Below are 18,498 nucleotides of genomic sequence, written 5' to 3' on the forward strand. Positions count from 1 at the left end.
CCTGGTCTCGCCCGACCGGCTCCAATTTTCTGGTTCTCTTTTTTATCGTCCTGGTCGTCGGTCGGACGCCGATGTTGCAACTTACAGCGCCGACGTGCCGTGTATTCTAGCCGAAGTGCCCGACGATGGAACAGTCAAGGTTGCGTGCCCCGGCGCATTTGCTTTGCAGCCCATGCAATGCAATCGGCGCATCCGCCCCAAAATGCGCCATGTGCATATATTGAAACCCGCCGTCCGAATACTCGGCACCACGATACAACATGTCATGGCAGCGGTCCGTGACGTAAATCAGCGCCTGTTTGCCACAAGTTTGCCGCGTGCGGCGCCACACGAGATTTCACATAGTGTCGGTCAAGCCGCGACCGCACCCAAGGTCGTCGCGGTCGGAACCGGATCCGCATCCGGGTTCCGCTCAGGAGACTTCACATGGCGACTCTTCGCTACACAGTGTTGCCGGCCGTATCTGCTGCCGCTCTTCTCGCCTTCGTTGCATCACCATCCTGGCAGGATGCCACCACGGGCACGTCGTCGACTTTGATCAGTCCCGCTGCCGCGGCGGCGCTGGAGCCGCCGCGCAAGGCCGATATCGTGACCGATGACTCCATGGCGCAGCACGACCCCGCCTTGATGCGTCTGGTGGGGGAATTGCGCGCTCGCCACGAACTCGACCATCCGCAATCGGCCGGCCCGTCGCCGGCCGGCGACACCACAGCCAGTTCTACCGCGGCCGTTGCCGAGACGCCCGCCCGCGGAACTGCGCCCGCCCGCGAGACTTCGGCCGCCGCAGTTGCGGTCACCGCAGCTGCGGACAGGCAGGAACCGGTGACGACACGGCCCACGGCAACCGCACCGGCAGCGGCAAGCGAGCCGGGGCTGGGGGAACGGGTTCTCTCCGCCATCGGCAACCTCTTCGACGGTGAGGGTGAGGACCAGCCCGAAACCGCCAACTGACGAGATTGGTTCCCAGGGGGCCGCAAATTTTCCCGTGCCCCGGGAACAGCAAAGACATCCGTCCGGGGTGAAGCCCGTTCCGGTGGCGGGGGCCATGCCGGAAGCGCGGACGGATGCGGCCCCCGCACTCCACGGACCAAGCCAGTGCTGACCGATCCAAAACTTTCGGGTGGAAGCCGCATCATCGTTCCCGGTGCCGCGGTTTCCACCCGGGCTTTTCGTTATCGGCCGGCGCGCATGGTCCCGGAGAGCCCCACCCCCACGACAACCACACCTGCGTGACAGGGAATTCTGCCCATGGCCCTGCCGCCCGCCAGGATCCACCAGCTGCTGCCAGGGCGCAGGGCCGCTCGATTGCGCCTTGTGCCGGCGCCCGTGCAGGGTGGCGGCCCGTCGCGGGCACTGGTCTCGATCAGCTGGAGCACGACACGCGGGCGCTGGACGCTTTCGGCCGGGATCGCCCTGCGCAACGGCCCGGGGGCCGCGGCCCATCGTGCGCGCGCCTTCCCCGCCCCGCTGATCTGGGCTTTTCTGCGCGTCAGGCTTCGTCCGCGTCGCTGGTGATCCCCGGCACGGCAGCACCCTGCACCGCCCGGCCAGATGACGGCCGGTGGCCGCCGACATGCGACTGGTCCGGATCCAGCCGCGATGACGGCAGGCGATGCACCGCCCGGTCCCCCGTCGCCCAGACGTCGAACCCGCCGGCAAACAGCCGCGTCACGGCCGGGTCCAGCGCATTCAGCCCACCCGCATAGGCACCGAAAGCCGGCAGGACCAGCCGGTCGCGGCCACAGGGGGCGCGTCCGCCGGCGAAGCAGCGCCGCGACAGCCGCCGGCCGCGGACGCGCAGGATCGCCTTCGGATGAAAATGGCCGCTGATCTCCAGCCGCTCATCCGCTGCGGCCGCAGCCGCTTCATGACGCAGCGCCACCCCCGCCTCCAGCAGCTCGTCCATCACCGTTCCGCCCAGGCTCGCCGCCGCCCCATGGTCGTGATTGCCGGTGATCCAGATCCAGTCATGGGCGGCCACCAGCCGCGCCAGGCGCTGCCGATCCAGGGGATCCAGACGGGCCGGCCCGTCCCGGTCGTGGAAGCTGTCGCCCAGGCAGAGGATCCGCCGGGGGCCCCAGGTCGCGACCAGATCTTCCAGCCGGATCAGGGTCTCAAGGCTGTCATAGGGCGGCAGCAACTGCCCCTTGCGGGCGAAGGCCGATCCCTTCTCGAAATGCAGATCCGCCACCAGCACCGTGTCCCGCCGCGGCCAGATCAGCGCGCCCGACGGATCGGCCAGAAAGGACTCGCCGCCGAGATCGATCGGCTGGGCAGTGGCGCGGGGGGCGGAGATCAGGGTTACGGGGGGCAGGGTCACGGGCGGTCATCCACGGGTGGCGTCTTCGATCAGGGCGGCGGCTTCGCCCAGCAGGTCGTCATCGGCCTGGCCGGGCACGCTTTCGCGCCCCACCTCCAGCAGCAGCGGCACCGCCAGCGGTGAAACCCTGGCCAGGGGCCGGTGCAGGATGCGGCCCTGCACCGCGACCAGCATGTCGTTCAGCCGGCCGAGATCGGTCAACCCGCCCGCCGCATCGGCCCAGGTCGCCTTCAGCAGCACATGATCGGGCTGATGGCGGCGCAGCACGTCATAGATCAGATCGGAGCTGAACGTCACCTGCCGGCCGGTCTTCTCGCGTCCCGGATGGCGCTGCTCGATCAGCCCGGCGATCACCGCGACATTGCGGAAGGTCCGCCGCAGCATGCTCGATTCCGCCATCCAGGCTTCCAGATCCTCGCCCATCATGTCCTGGCCGAACAGGGCATCGATCCGTTCCGGCGCATCCAGGCTCCAGATCGCAATGGCATAGTCGTTGGCGACGAAGCCCATCGGCCGGAAGCCCATCCGCTCCATCCGGCGGGTCAGCAGCATGCCCAGCGTCTGATGGGCGTTGCGTCCGGCAAAGCCATAGGCGATCAGGAACCAGCGGCCGGCTCGGGGAAAGGTCTCGACCAGCAGCCCGTCGGCGCCCGGCAGCTCCGACCGCAGCTCCTGCATCGCCAGCCATTCGGCGACCGCCGGCGGCAGCAGGTCGCGATGGGCCGGATCGGCCAGCATCCCCCGCACCCGGCGGGCAAGCGAGGCCGAGATCGGGAAGCGGCCGCCGCCATAGGACGGGATCCTGGGGTCGCCGCCGCGGCCGCGGCTGACCAGCACATCGGTCTCGCGCAGCGCCTCGTAAACCAGCAATTCGCCGGCGAAGACGAAGCTGTCGCCCGGGACCAGCCCCTGGACGAACCATTCCTCGATCCGCCCCAGCATCCGGCCGCCCATGCCGCGGCCGCCGGGTTTCGTCAGCCGCACGTTCAGCATCGGCATCTCGACGATGGTGCCGACATTCATCCGGTATTGTCTGGCCGCCACCGGCCCCGCCACCCGCCAGCGCCCGGTCTCGTCCTGCTCGATCCGCCGGAAGCGGTCATAGGCCCTGAGCGCATAGCCACCGGTGGCGACGAAATCGACCACCGCATCGAAACTCGGGCGATCGAGTGCGGCATAGGGCGCGCTGCCGGTCACCTCGGCATACAGCGCATCGGCATCGAAAGGCGCCATGCAGGCCGTGCCCAGAACATGCTGGGCCAGAACGTCGAGCGCACCCGGCCGCGGCGGCTCGCCATCCAGCTCGCCCTCGGCCACCGCTTCCAGCGCCGCCCGGCATTCCAGCACCTCGAACCGGTTGGCCGGCACCAGAATGGCCTTCGATGCCAGGTCGAGCCTGTGATTGGCCCGGCCGATGCGCTGCACCAGCCGCGACACGCCCTTTGGCGCGCCGATCTGCATCACCAGATCGACCGCCGCCCAGTCGATGCCCAGATCCAGCGAGGAGGTCGCCACCACCGCCCTTAGCCGCCCCTCGGCCATCGCCGCCTCGACCTTGCGCCGCTGCTCGGCCGCAAGGCTGCCATGGTGCAGCGCGATCGCCAGCCCGTCCTCGTTCAGATGCCAGAGTTCCTGAAAGACCAGTTCGGCCTGGGCGCGGGTGTTCACGAAAACCAGCGTGGTGCCGTGGTCGCGGATCGCCTGATAGACCCCGGCCATGGCATGGCGGGCCAGATGTCCCGCCCAGGGCACCCGCTCGCCTTCCGGGATCAGCAGCGAGACCTCTGCCTGCGCCGCCTCGCGCCCGCGCACGATCACCGCCCGCGGATCGACCCAGCGCCGCACCGCTTCTTCATCCGCCACCGTCGCCGACAGCCCCACCACGCGCAGCCCCGGCGACAGCGACTTCAATCGGGCGAGCCCCAGCGCCAGCAGATCGCCGCGTTTGGTGCCGGCGATGGCGTGGACCTCGTCGACGATCACCGTCGCCAGCCGGCCGAAGATCCTGGGCGCATCGGCGTAGGACAGCATCAGCGCCAGCGATTCCGGTGTGGTCAGCAGCAGCTCGGGCGGGCTGCGGCGCTGGCGTTCGCGGGTGCGCTGATCGGTATCGCCGGTGCGCACCCCCACCTGCAGCCCCAGCCCCATTTCGGCGATCGGCTGCTCCAGATTGCGGGCGATATCGGCCGCAAGCGCCTTCAGCGGCGAAATGTAGATGGTATCCAGCCGGCCCGCCACCTCTCCCGCCGCCGCCCGGGCAAGGCCGGGCAGGAATCCGCCCAAGGTCTTGCCTGCCCCCGTGGGCGCGATCAGCAGCACCGGCAGCCCGGCATCCGCGGCGGCCAGCATGCGCAGCTGGTGGGGGTGCGGGGTCCAGCCGCGCGCGGCAAACCAGCCCGCCACCGCCGCAGGCAGCGGCGCGGGTGGCGGCAGGTCGGCATCCGGCACCAGCACCGGCAGACGGGGTTCATGCACGCTCATGGCCGGATAGTATGGTGCAGCCCGCCCCGAAGGCGAGCCCGGCATGATGCCGCGGGGGTGGACTTGGGCGCTCCGCCACCCAATCTTGGCAGGAGCACAAACCGGGTACATCCATCTCCGTCCCGATCTCCTCCCCCCAGCCGGGATCCCCCATGCCCGAGGATATCCGCCTGCCGCCTGCCGATCCCGCCCCACCCGCTCCGCGCGGGGCGGGCATCGACTGGCTGGTCCCCTGCCCGGAAGGTCTCTACTGCCCACCCGGCGATTTCTGGGTCGACCCGACCCGGGCGAAGCCGCGCGCGATCGTCACCCACGGCCATGCCGATCATGCCCGCCCCGGCCATGGGGCGGTGCTGGCCACGCCCGAAACGCTGGCGATCATGGCGGCACGCTTCGGCCCGGATCAGGTGCGCGGTCAACCGCTCGGCTATGGTGAGCGGCTGACAGTGGGGGATGTCTCGGTGATGCTGGCACCTGCCGGCCATGTCCTGGGGTCGGCCCAGATCGTGATCACCCATCGGGGCCGGACCGCGGTGATCTCGGGCGATTACAAGCGCCGCGCCGATCCCACCTGCCCGGCTTTCGAGCCCGTGCCCTGCGATCTGTTCATCACCGAGGCGACCTTCGCCCTGCCGGTCTTCCGCCATCCGCCGGCCGCGGGCGAGATCGCGAAACTGCTGCACGGGCTGGACGTCTTCCCCGACCGGGCGCATCTGGTCGGCGTCTACGCCCTGGGCAAATGCCAGCGGGTGATCCGGATGATCCGCGATGCCGGCTATGACCGGCCGATCTATATTCATGGCGCGCTGGCGCCGCTCTCGGCGCTCTATGAAGACCTTGGTGTGCCGCTCGGCCCGCTGCTGCCGGTGGCGGGACGCGCGCGCGCCGATCTGGCAGGGGAACTGGTTCTGGCACCGCCCGGCGCCGTGGCCGATCGCTGGGCCCGGCAGCTGCCCGATCCGCTGGTCGCGGTCGCCTCGGGCTGGATGGGGGTGCGCCAGCGGGCGAAGCAGCGCGGCGCGGAACTGCCGCTGGTCATCTCCGACCATGCCGACTGGGACGAATTGCTGCAGACGCTGAGCGATCTTCGTCCCGAAGAGACCTGGATCACCCATGGCCGGGAAGACGCCCTCGCCCATGCCGCGGCCGGAATGGGGCTCCACGCCCGGCCGCTGCGCCTTGCGGGATATGGCGACGAAGACGACGACAGCCCGGCCGATCCCGCCGGCCCCCAACCCGCCAGCACGGAGGGTTGAGCCGATGCGCCGCTTCGCCGATCTGCTCGACCGCCTGATCCTCACGCCCTCGCGCACCACCAAGCTGCGCCTGATCGGCGACTATTTTGCCCACACCCCCGATCCCGATCGCGGCTGGGCCCTGGCGGCGCTGGCCGGCACGCTCGACCTGCGCGCCGCCCGCCCCTCGGCGATCCGCGAGTTGATCGGCAGCCGCACCGATCCGGTGCTGTTCGCCCTGTCCTATGACTATGTCGGCGATCTGGCCGAAACCGCGGCGCTGATGTGGCCCGAACCCGCGGCCACGGGCGCCGGCCGCAACGACCCGGGTGTGCGGCTGTCGGAGGTCGCCGAAACCCTCGCCGCCGCCCCCTCGGCCGCCGCGGCCATGCGGTCGCTTGCCGGCTGGCTCGACGGGCTCGACACCACCGGGCGCTGGGCGCTGCTCAAACTCGCCACCGGCGGGCTGCGGGTGGGGGTTTCCGCCGGTCTCGCCAAAGCGGCCTTCGCCGCCTGGGCGAAGCTCGCCCCCGAAGCGGTGGAAGAGGTCTGGCACGGGCTGGAGCCACCTTACGAGGCGCTCTTCGCCTGGGCGACCGGCACGGGGCCCCGGCCCGACCCGCGCGGCCTGCCGCATTTCCGGTCCTTCATGCTGGCCACGCCTGCCGAGCTGGCCGATCTGGCGCCGCTCGACCCATCCGATTTCCGCGCCGAATGGAAGTGGGACGGCATCCGTGCCCAGATGGTGGCGGCCGGTGGCGAGATCCGGCTCTATGCCCGATCGGGCGACGAGATCGGCCGCGGCTTCCCCGATCTGCTCGACGCCTGGCCTTTCGGCGAGGCGGCCGTCGACGGCGAGCTGGTGGTGATGGGGCCGAACGACCAGCCCGCGCCCTTTGCCGAGCTTCAGAAACGCATCAACCGCCGCACGGTCGGCGCAGGCCTGCTGAAATCCCTCCCCGCCCATCTCAGGCTCTACGACCTGCTCGCCAAAGGCGGCGTGGACCTGCGCCCGCGCCCTTTCACCGAACGGCGCGCCGCCCTCGAAGCCCTGGTCGCCGCCCATCCCTCGCCCCGTTTCGACCTCTCGCCCCTGGTCGCCTTCTCAAGCTGGGCGGAGCTGGACCGGCTGCGCGCCGATCCGCCCGCCGCCACGATCGAAGGGGTGATGCTGAAACGCCGCGACACCCCCTATCTCGCCGGCCGGCCCAAGGGGCCGTGGTTCAAGTGGAAACGCGCGCCCCTGACCCTGGATGTCGTGCTGATGTATGCCCAGCGCGGCCATGGCCGCCGCTCGTCCTATTTCAGCGACTACACCTTCGGCGTCTGGCGCGACGACGACACGCTGGTGCCGGTCGGCAAGGCCTATTCCGGCTTCACCGATCAGGAACTGGTCGAGCTGGACCGCTGGATCCGCCGCAACACCACCGAGCGCTTCGGCCCGGTCCGCGCCGTCGCCCCCGGCCTGGTGCTGGAGGTCGCCTTCGATTCCGTCCAGCCCAGCCCCCGGCACAAATCCGGCCTCGCCCTGCGCTTTCCCCGCATCGCCCGCATCCGCTGGGACAAGCCCGCAGCCGAAGCCGACCGGCTGGAAACCGCGGCGGGCCTGGTGGCCGGATCCCCTGCGGCCTCCGTCACCTGACGCGTGCAGACGTTGTTGCCTGTTCCCTTTTTATTACCTAACATGATCATCTGAAGCCTGCATCCTGGGGAGTCCGGCCATGACCGATACCGTCCCCTGCCGGGAACTCCGGCTCGGCATCGTGCTTTATGGCGGGGTGTCGCTGGCGATCTACATGGCCGGCATCACCGAAGAGCTGCACGCCCTGCTCCGCGCCTCGCGGGATCGGGCGAGCAGCACCCCACCACCGGCAAAAGCCCCGGACCCGGCCCCGACCAGCGCCATCTATCGCGACCTGCTGGACGAGCTGGCGGAGAAGACGGTCGACCTCCGCGTCGTCGTCGATACCATCGCGGGCTCCTCCGCCGGCGGCCTCAACGGCGCGGTGCTGGGACGGGCGATCGCGACCGGCGGCGGCGTGCGTCACATGAACGGCTTCTGGATCGACAAGGCGGATATCGCCAATCTGAAGGACGATCCCGAGGAAGGCGCCGGCTGGCTGTATCGCACTCTCGGCCGGCCGATCCTGAACCGTTTCATGGGCAACCTGCCACCTCAGATCTCTCATGGCTGGCTGATCGATCACCTCGCCGCCTTTCTGAGGGGCGGCGACGGCACCAGAACGCCGCTCGACGGCCGCAAATTCATCCGGCTGATCGGCGAGGCCCTGAACGGGATCGGCCGCAGCACCGCCCATCTCCTGCCCGACGGCCAGCGGCTGGATCTTTTTCTCACCCGCAGCGACCTGCATGGCTGGCCGCGCTTCCTGCCGATCGACGCCGGGCTGCATGACGGCCGCCAGCAGGAACGGCGCTTCCCGCATGTGATGCGGTTCGAGACCCGCGGCGGCCTCACCGGTGATTTCGACGACATCTTCGCTTTGACCTATGCCTGCCGGTCGACCGCCAGCTTTCCGATCGCCTTCGCGCCCCTGCGCAGCAGCGACGTCGCCGAAGAACTGTCGGCCCATGACGGGCTCGCCGACTTCCACAATCGCCATCTGGGCGAACACATTCTGGCCGGCGACGATCGCATGACGGGCGATGACTGGGGCAGTCGCGCCCAGATGGCCGATGGCGGGCTGCATGACAACAAGCCTTTCGGCCCGGTCATCGACGCGATCGGCGACAAGCCCGCCCGCCGTCAGGTGATCCGCCTGATCGCCTATGTCGAACCGACGCCCGAGCAGGAGGTGCCAATCCCCGACGAGGCCCGCTTCGCCGGCGGCGCCCTGATCGGCCGGCTCTATGATCATTTCCGCTATGAACCGATCCTCGACGATCTGGAGGCGGTGGCGGAGCGCAACCGGGTCGCGCAGGAACTCAAGCTGCTGGAGGCCGAGACCCTTCAGGCGGCGCAGGCCTTCCGCGCGGCCTCTCCCGACGCTCCCGCCCACAGCTTCGCGCCGGCCTGTGTCCTGCCCTATGACAGGGCCTGCCGCCAGTCCGCCGCCGCCCTGCTGGCGGGCCTGATCAACGGCGCCCTGGGCCTGCCCTACCCCTCGCGCCAGGCCAATCTGATCCGCCGGCTCGCCCGGCTCTATGTGACCGGGAACCCCGGCGCCCCGGCTGCCGCGGCCTTCCCCCGCCAGGATCGCCGCCGGCGCTTCCTGGTCAGACAGGCCAACCGGCTCTATGCGTCGGCGTCGGACCGGGCGACGGTCGACGCCTTCAAATCGGTGCTCACCGACCTCGCGGAGATCCGCCCTGTGATCGACATGACGGGCACCGGCATCGCCTTCGATCCCACCGCTCTCGACGACATGCTGATCGATCGTACCACAGGGCCCGGCCGCGCCTCCTTCGCGGTTCTGAACGCGGCAGGTCAGACGGCGCTGGATCGGGCTCTTGCAGCCGCAACCTCTGCCGCAGATCGTCTGGCCGGTGCGCTTGATGTCACCGTCGCCGACATCCCGCCGGGCCCGGTTGCCACCGCCCTTCAGGCGGCCGACAGCCTGTTCGATCTGGTCGATCTCGTCACCGCCCCCGAAATGATCCGCCACCGGATCGAGGAGCCGCAGGAGGCGAGAATCGTCCGGATTTCCCCCATCGATTGCCGCTCGACCCGCGACGTGGTCGGCCAGGCCCTGGGCGATGAATTCGGGGCCTTCGCCGGCTTTCTCTCCCGCGATGCGCGTGTTCACGACATCCTGCTCGGCCGGCTGAACGGCGCCGAGCGGCTGCTCGACATGATCCTCGATGCCGCGGGGCTGGAAGGCGATGCCGCCCACAGGGTGAAAGCGGCCTATCGCACCCGATTGTTCAACGCCATCGCAGACGATCTGATCACGATCGTGGACAAGACCGGCGGCCTCGGCGACCCCGCGACACGGCTGCTTCGAAGACTTGGTCTCCTCGCCTGATCACGGCCGACCGATCCGAAATGCCCTGATCCCCGTATCACCCGTGAAATGGTCAGGGAGACGGGTTCCATGGGCAGCGGCAATGTCATGGGCGGCGCGCGGGAGGCACGGACCGGCGGCACGCAGCACGGGTCCACGCCAAACAGGCCCACGCCAAACGGGCCGGCGCGTCTGGCGACGGCTTTGGGCATTGCCGGGCTGATCCCGTTTGCCGCCGGTGCCGCCCTTGCCCTGCTGACGGATGACGCCGCGGCGGCGCGCGCGGCCCTGCTCGCCTATGGCGCGGTCATTCTCTCCTTCCTGGGCGCCGTGCATTGGGGGCTGGCGCTGGCATCGGGCCCGACCGACACCAGGCGGGCAATGCGCCGCTTCGCGATCTCGGTTCTGCCCTCCCTGCTCGGTTGGGCGGCCCTGCTGATGCCGCAGGCCTCGGGCTTTGCCCTTGCAACCGCCGCCTTCGCCCTGTTGCTTGCCGCCGAAACCCTGGGCCCCCTGCGGGCGGGCCTGCCCGGCTGGTATCTCCGGCTGCGCATCGGCCTCACGCTGGGTGCCCTGGTCGCGCTCGCGATCGGTGCGCCGATCGGCGGCGGGGGGCCCGCGTGACCGCGGCCGCCGGCATCGCCACGCTGCCCGGCTGGCGCCTTGCGCTGTTCGGCCTGCCCGGGCTGCCGCTCGCGGCACTCACCCTGCCGCTCTATATCTACCTGCCGACCTATTATGCCGACACGCTGGGCCTTGGGCTCGGCGTCGTGGGGGGCGTGCTGCTCGCCGCGCGGATCTGGGACATGGTCACCGACCCTGTGGTCGGCGTGCTCGCCGATGCCGTCCGCCTGCCCGGCGGCCGGCGGCGGGGCTGGATGGTTGCCGGCCTGCCCTTCACCATCGCCGGCATCTGGATGCTGATGTCTCCGCCCGACGGCGCCGGGGCGGCGCATCTGCTGGTCTGGTCGATCGTGCTGCATCTGGGCGGCACCATGATGGTGCTCTCCCAGCAGGCCTGGACGGCAGAGCTGTCCGACGGCTATGACGAGCGCAGTCGGATCGTCACGGTGCGCGAGGTGTTCGTGATCCTGGGCACGCTGGCGGCGATCGCCCTGCCGGTGGTGGCGGGCGGTGGCGGCACGGCGGTCACCGCCGCGGGCCTCGCCACGCTCGGCGCCGCCATCGCCCTGCTGCTGCCGGTCACCACCACCGCCGCCGTGATCGCGGTGCCGGAACCCGATCGCCCGGTCGCCCGGGCGCGCGGACAGCTGGCGCGGCTGGGCGCCCTTGTGGCCAACCGACCCTTCCGGCGGCTGATCGGCGCCTATATCGCCAACGGCTTCGCGAACGGCCTGCCGGCGACGCTGTTCCTGCTCTACGTCTCGCACGTCATCGGTCGGCCCGATCTGGCCGGACCCCTGCTCTTCGTCTATTTCGCCGCCGGCATCCTGGCGGCGCCGCTCTGGCTCCGGCTTGCCGCCCGCACCAGCAAGCACAGGGCCTGGACGATCGCGATGGCCATCGCCACGGCCGCCTTCCTGCCGGCGGCCTTCCTCGGTACCGGCGACGTCGTGCCGTTCCTGATCATCTGCATCGCCACCGGTGCGACGCTCGGCGCCGATCTGGCCCTGCCCAACGCCATGCAGGCCGATGTGATCGACATCGACCGCCTGGAAACCGGGCAGGAACGGGCAGGCCTGTTCTTCGCCCTCTGGGGCTTCGCCACCAAGGCGGCGCTGGCACTGGGCATCGGCACCGCCTTTCCGCTGATCGACGCCGCCGGCTTCGATCCGGCCGCCGACGATGGTGGCGGGGCTCTGGCTCTCACCGTGCTGGCCCTGGTCTACGGCGCCCTGCCGGTGCCCTTCAAGATCTGGGCGATCCTGCTGGTCCGCCGCTTCCCCCTGACCCGGGAGATCCAGTCCGGTCTGGCGGAAGAAATCGCCCGGCGCCGCAGCCCGGCGGTCGCCACCCCGCCGGGCTGCGGTCCACCCTCTTCGCGGAAACCCTCATGTTCTCTCTCCGTCGCCGCACCGCGGGCGTCGTGCTCGCGCTCCTCAGCCTCCTGACGATCACCGGATGCAGCACCATGAAAGTCGAAGATTTCGCCGGCGCCAGACCGGCCTTCCGCCTCGAAGACTACTTCACCGGCAAAACCCGGGCCTGGGGCATGTTCGAGGACCGCTTCGGCAATCTGCGCCGTCAGTTCGTGGTCGACATCGACGGCGACTGGGATGGTGAGACCCTCACGCTCGACGAGCATTTCCGCTATGCCGATGGCGAGCTGGACCGCCGGGTCTGGACCATTCGGCCCGATGGCCCCAACGGCTATGTCGGCCAGGCCGACGACGTGCTGGGCGAGGCCCGCGGTGCCGCCTTCGGCAATGCGCTCAACTGGACCTATCGCATGAACCTGAAGGTCGGGGGCCGCGAGATCGAGGTCCGTTTCGACGACTGGATGTTCCTGCAGGAAGACGGCGTGGTGCTGAACCGCGCCACAGTCACCAAGTTCGGCATCGAACTCGGTACCGCCACCATCTTCTTTCAGAAGGACCGGCCGCGCATGACCCCCGCCCTCGGCCTGCAGACCGATCGCCGGCCGGCGATGGCGATGCAGGCGCCGCGCGAATGATGCGGGGGATCCCTGCCACCGACACGGAGTTTTCATTTGCCTGAAACGATCGGCACGCCTAAACCGGGCGCAGCCGGCGGCACCAGGCCCCGGCTGCGCCCGAGCACGGCGAGGCCCTGCGCATGATCAATCTCTATGTCACCGAACCGGGTGTGCTCCGCCGCGCACCCGCCGGCAGCCCGATCGGCGAGACCGTGGTCTGGATCGATATGGTCGATCCGTCGATGGAGGAACTCCAGCGCGTCGACCAGGCCCTCGGCGTCGACATCCCCACCAAGGAGGAGATGCGCGAGATCGAGGCGTCGAGCCGGCTCTACGAAGAAGACGGCGCGCTCTACATGACCGCGACGGTGCTGAGTTCGGTCGAAACCGGCAGCCCGGTCGCCAGCGCCATCACCTTCGTACTGACCCATGGCCGGCTGATCACCGTCCGGCACACCGACCCTCTGCCCTTCCGCGCCTTCACCACCCATGTCGACCGGCATCCCGGTGCCGTGACCGGTGCCGAAGGCGTGCTTTTCGGCCTGCTGGAGGCGATCGTCGACCGGCTGGCCGACGTGCTGGAGCTGGTCGGCGCCGAGATCGACCAGGTCTCGCAGACGGTGTTCGAAGCCGGCCAGCGCACCCGCGGCATCACCCCCGGCAATGGCGGCAAGACCGGCAAGACGGGCAAGAGCAACCAGCGACCGCCGGCGCCTGATTACGAGGCGCTGATCGCCGCGATCGGCCGGATGGGTGACCTCACCTCCAAGATCCGCGAGAGCCTGGTCTCGATCGGCCGTCTGGCGGGTTTTGCCGGCCGCAATCTGCGCGGCCGGGCCAGCAAGACCGGCCTGGCGGCGATGAAGACCATCACCCGTGACGTGGTCTCGCTGTCCGATCACGCAAGCTACCTCGCCAACAAGCTCTCCTTCATGCTGGATGCCACACTCGGCCTGATCCAGATCGAGCAGAACGGCATCATCAAGATCTTCTCGGTCGTGGCCGTGGTCTTCCTGCCGCCGACGCTGATCGCCAGCATCTACGGCATGAATTTCGAGGTGATGCCCGAACTCTCCTGGCATCTGGGCTATCCGCTCGCCCTGCTGATGATGGTCGGCTCCGCCGTGCTGCCCTACTGGCTGTTCAAGCGTCGCGGCTGGCTCTGACCCGCCTGCGACCGCATGTCGCGTCGCGGGCGGCTGAAGATCAGACGATAATATGCTGCTGAATCAGCAGGACGGGCAGTGGCGACAGCACGGGATCAAGGTCGGGGCAGCAGCAGCGGCCGTGCGGTGACGCACGGCCTTTCGGCCGTTCGCGGCCATAAACTGCCTGCCGCCCTGGTCATGCTGGTGGTGTTGTTCGCCCAGATCCTGGGCGGTGCTGCGCTCAACGTCTCCGCCGCAAAAGCTGCCGAGACCGGCCGGCTGGTGATCTGCACACCCACAGGTCTGGTGCAGATCGCCGTCGACGACGACGGCCGTCCGGTCGATGGCGACGGCCATATCCGCATCAATCACGGCCTGCCCTGCGGCGGGCTCTGCCTTGCGCCCGCCCTGGTCGCGACCGCCCCCGCCCTGCCCGAACCGGCGGCGGAGGTCCTGGCCCGGCTGCAGCCGGTCGCCCGCGGCCTGCCGCTGCCGCGGGACCGCCTCGCCCCCCGCCCACCGGCCCGCGCCCCACCCCTGGCCTGACACCGCCTCGTTCGCTCCGAACCGGTATCAGATCCAGGACATCCGACATGATCCTCCGCCAGACCGCGGCCGGCACCCGCCGGCTGCTGCCCGCGACGGCCCGTGCCACCGTCGCCGCCCTCGCCCTCACCGGCACCGCCATGCCTCTGCCCGCCCGCGCCGGGGAAGCCACCGGTGTCGGCAGCACCGAACTGCCCGCGCTCAGCGTCACCGCCCGCCGCGGCAGTCCGCAGGCACTTGAAGACGTGCCGGCCGCGATCGAGATCATCGACCGGACCCGGCTCGACGCCGTGCCGGCGACAACCGTCGCCCGGGCCCTTGAACAGGCGACCGGTGTGATCATCGCCGATGGCGGCTCCACCACCCGCTTCTCCATCCGCGGCTTCGAAGACGGCCAGGCGCTGATCCTGGTCGACGGCCACCGCCGCCGCGGCCGGTTCGGCAATGTCGACCTCTCGGCCTTCGACCTGGGATCGGTCGACCGGATCGAGATCATCCGCGGGCCGATGTCGGCGCTCTACGGCGCCGACGCGGTCTCGGGCGTGGTCAACATCATCAGCCGGGATGCCGCCACCGAACCGGGGACCAGCCTTCAGACCCTGGCCGGCGTGTCGGAAAACGGCGAAAGGCTGACCCGCATCGGCCGGGCTGCCGTGGAAACCGGCCGGATCGGCCAGACCCGCAACCGGCTCGACCTCTCGATCCGCTCCCGCGATCCGTGGAGCGAGGCGGGTTCCGCCTTTGACGACCTCAAGGGCGAGTCCTCGCGCCATGCCGCCTGGCGCACGGCCTGGGATGTCGCCCCCGGTCACGAGATCACCCTTGATCTCGGCTATGAAGAGCTGCGAGCGAAAGGGCTCGGCTCCAATGGCGGCCGGGTGCCGATGCCGGTCGACTCGCGCGAGCACGAGACCAGCCGCACCGGGGCGCTCACCTGGGCGGGCGAGGTCGGCCCCGGCCGGATCACCCTCTCGGGCAGCGCCTACCACACCGAAGGCGACGTGCTGCGCACCGGCTCGCTCGACACCACCCGCATCGACGGCCGCGAGCTGACCGGCTTCTACACCGTGCCGCTCGGCGCCGATCACGTCGCGACCGTCGGCTTCGAATATCTGGAAGAGGATATCGACCTGTCGGTTCTGGCCAAAGGCTCCGCCGACCGGCGCAGCCGGGCAGCCGTCGCCCAGGATGAATGGACGCTCGCCGAAGACTGGACCCTGCTCGCCGGCATCCGCTATGACGACTTCAGCGATGTCGGCACCACCACCAATCCGCGGGCCACGCTCTCCTGGACGCCCGGGCCCTGGACCTTCCGCATCGGTGCCGGCACGGCCTTCAAGGCACCGACCTATCTGCAGCTCTATTCGGTCATCCATCGCGGCCGATCGGTCATCTACGGCAATGCCGACCTGGAACCCGAGACCTCGTGGACGGCCGAAGCCGCCGCCGCCTATCGCTTCGCCGATGGCGCGGAGCTGGGCGTCACCGTCCACAATTCCGAAGTCGAGGACCTGATCACCACCCGGCTGACGACGCCCGGGCGCTATGACTACACCAATATCGGCACCGCCCGGATCCGCGGCGTCGAAATCACCGGTCGCACGCCGATCGGCGATGATCTGATGCTGACGGGCTCCCTCGAATGGATCGATGCCCGCGACACCACCGCCGACGAACGGCTGGGCCGCCGGCCGCGCCAGCAGGGCAAGATCGGCCTCGACTGGGCGGCCGATGACGACACCCTGGTCCATCTGGCCGGCACCGGCATGCTGTCCTATTACGCACCGGTCGGTTTCGGCGCCAGCAATCTCGGCAATGTCTCCACCGATTACGGCCGGATCGACGTCAAGGTCAGCCACCGGCTGACGCAGCTGGTGGAGATCACCGGCGGCGTCGACGGGCTGATCGGCACGCATGTGCCCGACAACCTCCAGCCCTTCGAGCCGGCGGAGCGCTTCTTCTATCTCGGCGTCAATCTGCGCTATTGAGCCCGGAAGGAGACCTCGCCATGGCCGTCCTCATCCGACCGCGCCCGCCTGCACCCGCGCGCGCCATCGAACTCACCGCACTCCCCGGTATCGCCGGTGTGCTGCGGCGGCCGCATGTGCTGAACGCGCTGCGCGGCCTGACCGTCTTCCTGCTTGCCTCCGCCATCTGGTTCGGGCTGACCGACCCTGCCGGCAGCGGCGCCTTCACACTCGCATTGATGTGGGGGATCTTCTGGCCCTTTTTCACCAGCCTGGTCACGCCGTCGCTGGGCAATGCCTTCTGCTCGGTGTGCCCGCATGGCTTCATGGGCAAGTATCTGAGCCGGATCGGCCTGAAGCGGCATGCGCCGCGCTGGCTGATCCGGGCCAATATCGGCCTGGTGCTGGTCATGGTGACCTATTGGGCGGTCTCGTTCGCAGCACCTGCCGCCTTCGCCCGCTCGGCCGACATCACCGCGGGCTTCTTCCTGGCCTATACCCTGCTTGCCGCCGCCAGTTTCCTCGTCTGGCGCGACATGGCCTATTGCCGCCATATCTGCCCGCTGGGCGGGGTGCTCACCGCCTATGCCCGCGCCGGGTCGGCCTGGATCACCACCGAGGCCAAAAACTGCGCCACCTGCCGCAGCTTCGATTGCGCCCGCGCCTGCCCCCACCACCTCAGCCCGTTCCGTTTCGAGGAACGCAACGACATGGCCGACTGCACGCTGTGCATGGACTGCGCAACCGCCTGTACCTCGGTCAAGGTGGAACTGCGCCGTCCCGGTCATCAGCTGGCGCGGCCGGTGGCCCGGGATGACGGCCGCACCGCTCGGGTCCTGCTCTGGCTGACGGCGGTTGCCGCGGTCGGCGTCCAGTTCCAGCACGGGCTGAACCACACCCCGCTCGCCGCCATGATGCCCTGGAACCTGGCGGGCGGGCTGCTGGCCGATCGGATCCCGATGCCGGCCTGGTTCCAGTGGTCGGGTCTGGTCGCGCTGCTGCTCGCCATCACCCTCACACTGGGGGCTGCCCGGACAGGCTGGGGCCTGGTCGCCCGTCTTGCCGGCCGCAATCGGGCGGAAGTTGCCGCCGTGCTCGGCCATGGTCTGGCGCCGCTCGCCTGCATCGCCATGCTCGCCCACGGCATCGTGTTCTTCCTGGCGGTCTATGCACCCAAGCTCTGGAACAGCGCCATTGCCGCCTATGGCCTGCCGGCCGCGGAGATCGGGCCGCTGGTCGCGCGCGGCACGCCCTGGCTCGGCATCTTCGACCTGCTGCCCTGGATCGCCATCCTCTGGTCACTTCGGGTGATGCATCGCCGCACGGCGCTGGTCCTGCCCGCCGGCACACCCCGCGGCCGCCGTTTTCTCGCCACGACAGCCGCGGCGGCCCCCGTGCTGCTCTATGCGCTGGTGCTGGTGATCAAGCTCTGGGCCGCCACCCAGGGGATGCCGGCCGGTCATGTCCACTGACGTCCATGCCCGGGCGTTCAGGCACCGGCGGCCGGCCCCTGCCAGTCGCCGCGGGCCAGGCGCAGCGGCGACGGCGCCGTGTCCCGCGCCAGGCGATAGCGCACCTCGCGCCCGCGCCCGTCGAAGGCCACCCCCAGCCAGCGCGGCTCGGCCGCGCGGTACCAGAGCGTCATGGTCAGGTCGCCGGTCACGTCATAGGCGCGGGCGGCGATGCTGCCGCCATCCGGTGCCGGGCGCTCCACGGTGCCCCGATCGGCCACCGCCACCTCCAGCAGCCGGCCGCGCTGTGTGTCCAGCCAGCGCGGCCGCGCCGGCGTGTCCGGATGCCAATAGCTGGTCGGGATCACGTCGGCCGGGGCCTCCACCCGGCCGTCGGCCCCCTCCACCACGAAACTGTCGCCCTCTGCCCGCCCATCGACCGCATAGGCCGTGCCGTCATCGTCGGTGCGGGTCCGGATCGCGACCAGCCGGCCGCCGGCCCAGCTTTCGGTGTTGCGATGGGTGTAGCGATAGACCGTGATCGGCCCGAACGAGACCGCAAGATCGATCTCCACCGACACCGTCAGCCGGCCATCGGCCTCGGGCGTGAACCGCAGCACATGGCGGCCCATCGGGGCATCGCCCCGGAAGACGTCGAAGGCCAGCTCACCCGTCCCCGGGGCGGCAGCCGCCAGGGCGCGGCCGGCAAAAACCGGCGCCGCCAGCAGCAGCCCGCCCCCCAGCAGGCCGGCCACCACGGTCCGCCGGTCA

Annotated in this window: 15 protein-coding genes; 12 read left to right on the forward strand and 3 right to left on the reverse strand. The window is 69.9% G+C overall.

Annotation, left to right across the window (positions count from 1 at the left end):
• The first annotated feature begins 426 nt into the window (after window positions 1–426).
• Together TMO_RS10375 and TMO_RS31220 are read left to right on the forward strand one after the other, a co-directional pair.
• On the forward strand, window positions 427–951 hold the full coding sequence (locus TMO_RS10375) for a hypothetical protein (protein ID WP_014745577.1): 525 nt from the start codon (window positions 427–429) through the stop codon (window positions 949–951).
• Between the two features lie 297 nt (window positions 952–1,248).
• On the forward strand, window positions 1,249–1,515 hold the full coding sequence (locus TMO_RS31220; RefSeq protein WP_145978110.1) for a hypothetical protein: 267 nt from the start codon (window positions 1,249–1,251) through the stop codon (window positions 1,513–1,515).
• Here TMO_RS31220 and pdeM read toward each other — a convergent pair.
• Window positions 1,490–2,320: a ligase-associated DNA damage response endonuclease PdeM gene (gene pdeM, locus TMO_RS10380; protein WP_014745578.1), complete on the reverse strand. Its 831-nt coding sequence runs from the start codon at window positions 2,318–2,320 to the stop codon at window positions 1,490–1,492. The genes TMO_RS31220 and pdeM overlap by 26 nt on opposite strands.
• A 6-nt stretch (window positions 2,321–2,326) precedes the next feature.
• Window positions 2,327–4,801 carry a ligase-associated DNA damage response DEXH box helicase gene (locus TMO_RS10385; protein WP_014745579.1) on the reverse strand — a complete coding sequence of 825 codons (2,475 nt, stop codon included), beginning with the start codon at window positions 4,799–4,801 and terminating at the stop codon, window positions 2,327–2,329.
• Between the two features lie 152 nt (window positions 4,802–4,953).
• Between TMO_RS10385 and TMO_RS10390 the strand changes: the two genes are divergently transcribed.
• From TMO_RS10390 to TMO_RS10435, 10 genes are all read left to right on the forward strand, one after another.
• Window positions 4,954–6,057 carry a ligase-associated DNA damage response exonuclease gene (locus tag TMO_RS10390; RefSeq protein ID WP_014745580.1) on the forward strand — a complete coding sequence of 368 codons (1,104 nt, stop codon included), beginning with the start codon at window positions 4,954–4,956 and terminating at the stop codon, window positions 6,055–6,057.
• Between the two features lie 4 nt (window positions 6,058–6,061).
• Window positions 6,062–7,678, forward strand: coding sequence for a cisplatin damage response ATP-dependent DNA ligase (locus TMO_RS10395; protein ID WP_014745581.1), 1,617 nt, complete (start codon window positions 6,062–6,064; stop codon window positions 7,676–7,678).
• 79 nt (window positions 7,679–7,757) lie between these two features.
• Window positions 7,758–10,019, forward strand: a complete 2,262-nt coding sequence (locus TMO_RS10400) for a patatin-like protein (protein ID WP_014745582.1) — start codon at window positions 7,758–7,760, stop codon at window positions 10,017–10,019.
• Between the two features lie 69 nt (window positions 10,020–10,088).
• Window positions 10,089–10,622 (forward strand): DUF3429 domain-containing protein, encoded by a 534-nt coding sequence (locus TMO_RS10405; protein WP_051045363.1) that lies wholly within the window; start codon window positions 10,089–10,091, stop codon window positions 10,620–10,622.
• Window positions 10,619–12,070 (forward strand): MFS transporter, encoded by a 1,452-nt coding sequence (locus TMO_RS10410; protein WP_014745584.1) that lies wholly within the window; start codon window positions 10,619–10,621, stop codon window positions 12,068–12,070. Before TMO_RS10405 ends, TMO_RS10410 begins: the two co-directional genes overlap by 4 nt.
• Before the next feature lie 20 nt (window positions 12,071–12,090).
• A complete protein-coding gene (locus TMO_RS10415; protein WP_014745585.1) occupies window positions 12,091–12,633 on the forward strand; it encodes a DUF3833 domain-containing protein in 543 nt (180 codons plus the stop codon).
• 122 nt (window positions 12,634–12,755) lie between these two features.
• On the forward strand, window positions 12,756–13,781 hold the full coding sequence (locus TMO_RS10420; protein WP_014745586.1) for a magnesium transporter CorA family protein: 1,026 nt from the start codon (window positions 12,756–12,758) through the stop codon (window positions 13,779–13,781).
• Between the two features lie 126 nt (window positions 13,782–13,907).
• Entirely contained in the window at window positions 13,908–14,309 is a 402-nt protein-coding gene (locus TMO_RS10425; RefSeq protein ID WP_014745587.1) for a DUF2946 family protein, read from the forward strand.
• A gap of 47 nt (window positions 14,310–14,356) precedes the next feature.
• Window positions 14,357–16,297 carry a TonB-dependent receptor plug domain-containing protein gene (locus TMO_RS10430; protein WP_014745588.1) on the forward strand — a complete coding sequence of 647 codons (1,941 nt, stop codon included), beginning with the start codon at window positions 14,357–14,359 and terminating at the stop codon, window positions 16,295–16,297.
• Window positions 16,298–16,317: 20 nt separating this feature from the next.
• Window positions 16,318–17,748, forward strand: coding sequence for a 4Fe-4S binding protein (locus tag TMO_RS10435; protein ID WP_014745589.1), 1,431 nt, complete (start codon window positions 16,318–16,320; stop codon window positions 17,746–17,748).
• 17 nt (window positions 17,749–17,765) lie between these two features.
• On the opposite strand, the gene TMO_RS32155 is transcribed toward TMO_RS10435, so the two are convergent.
• On the reverse strand, window positions 17,766–18,485 hold the full coding sequence (locus TMO_RS32155) for a DUF6134 family protein (protein ID WP_228382312.1): 720 nt from the start codon (window positions 18,483–18,485) through the stop codon (window positions 17,766–17,768).
• Window positions 18,486–18,498 lie beyond the last annotated feature (13 nt).

The sequence above is a fragment of the Tistrella mobilis KA081020-065 genome, assembly GCF_000264455.2.
In the GTDB taxonomy this organism is placed as follows: domain Bacteria; phylum Pseudomonadota; class Alphaproteobacteria; order Tistrellales; family Tistrellaceae; genus Tistrella; species Tistrella mobilis.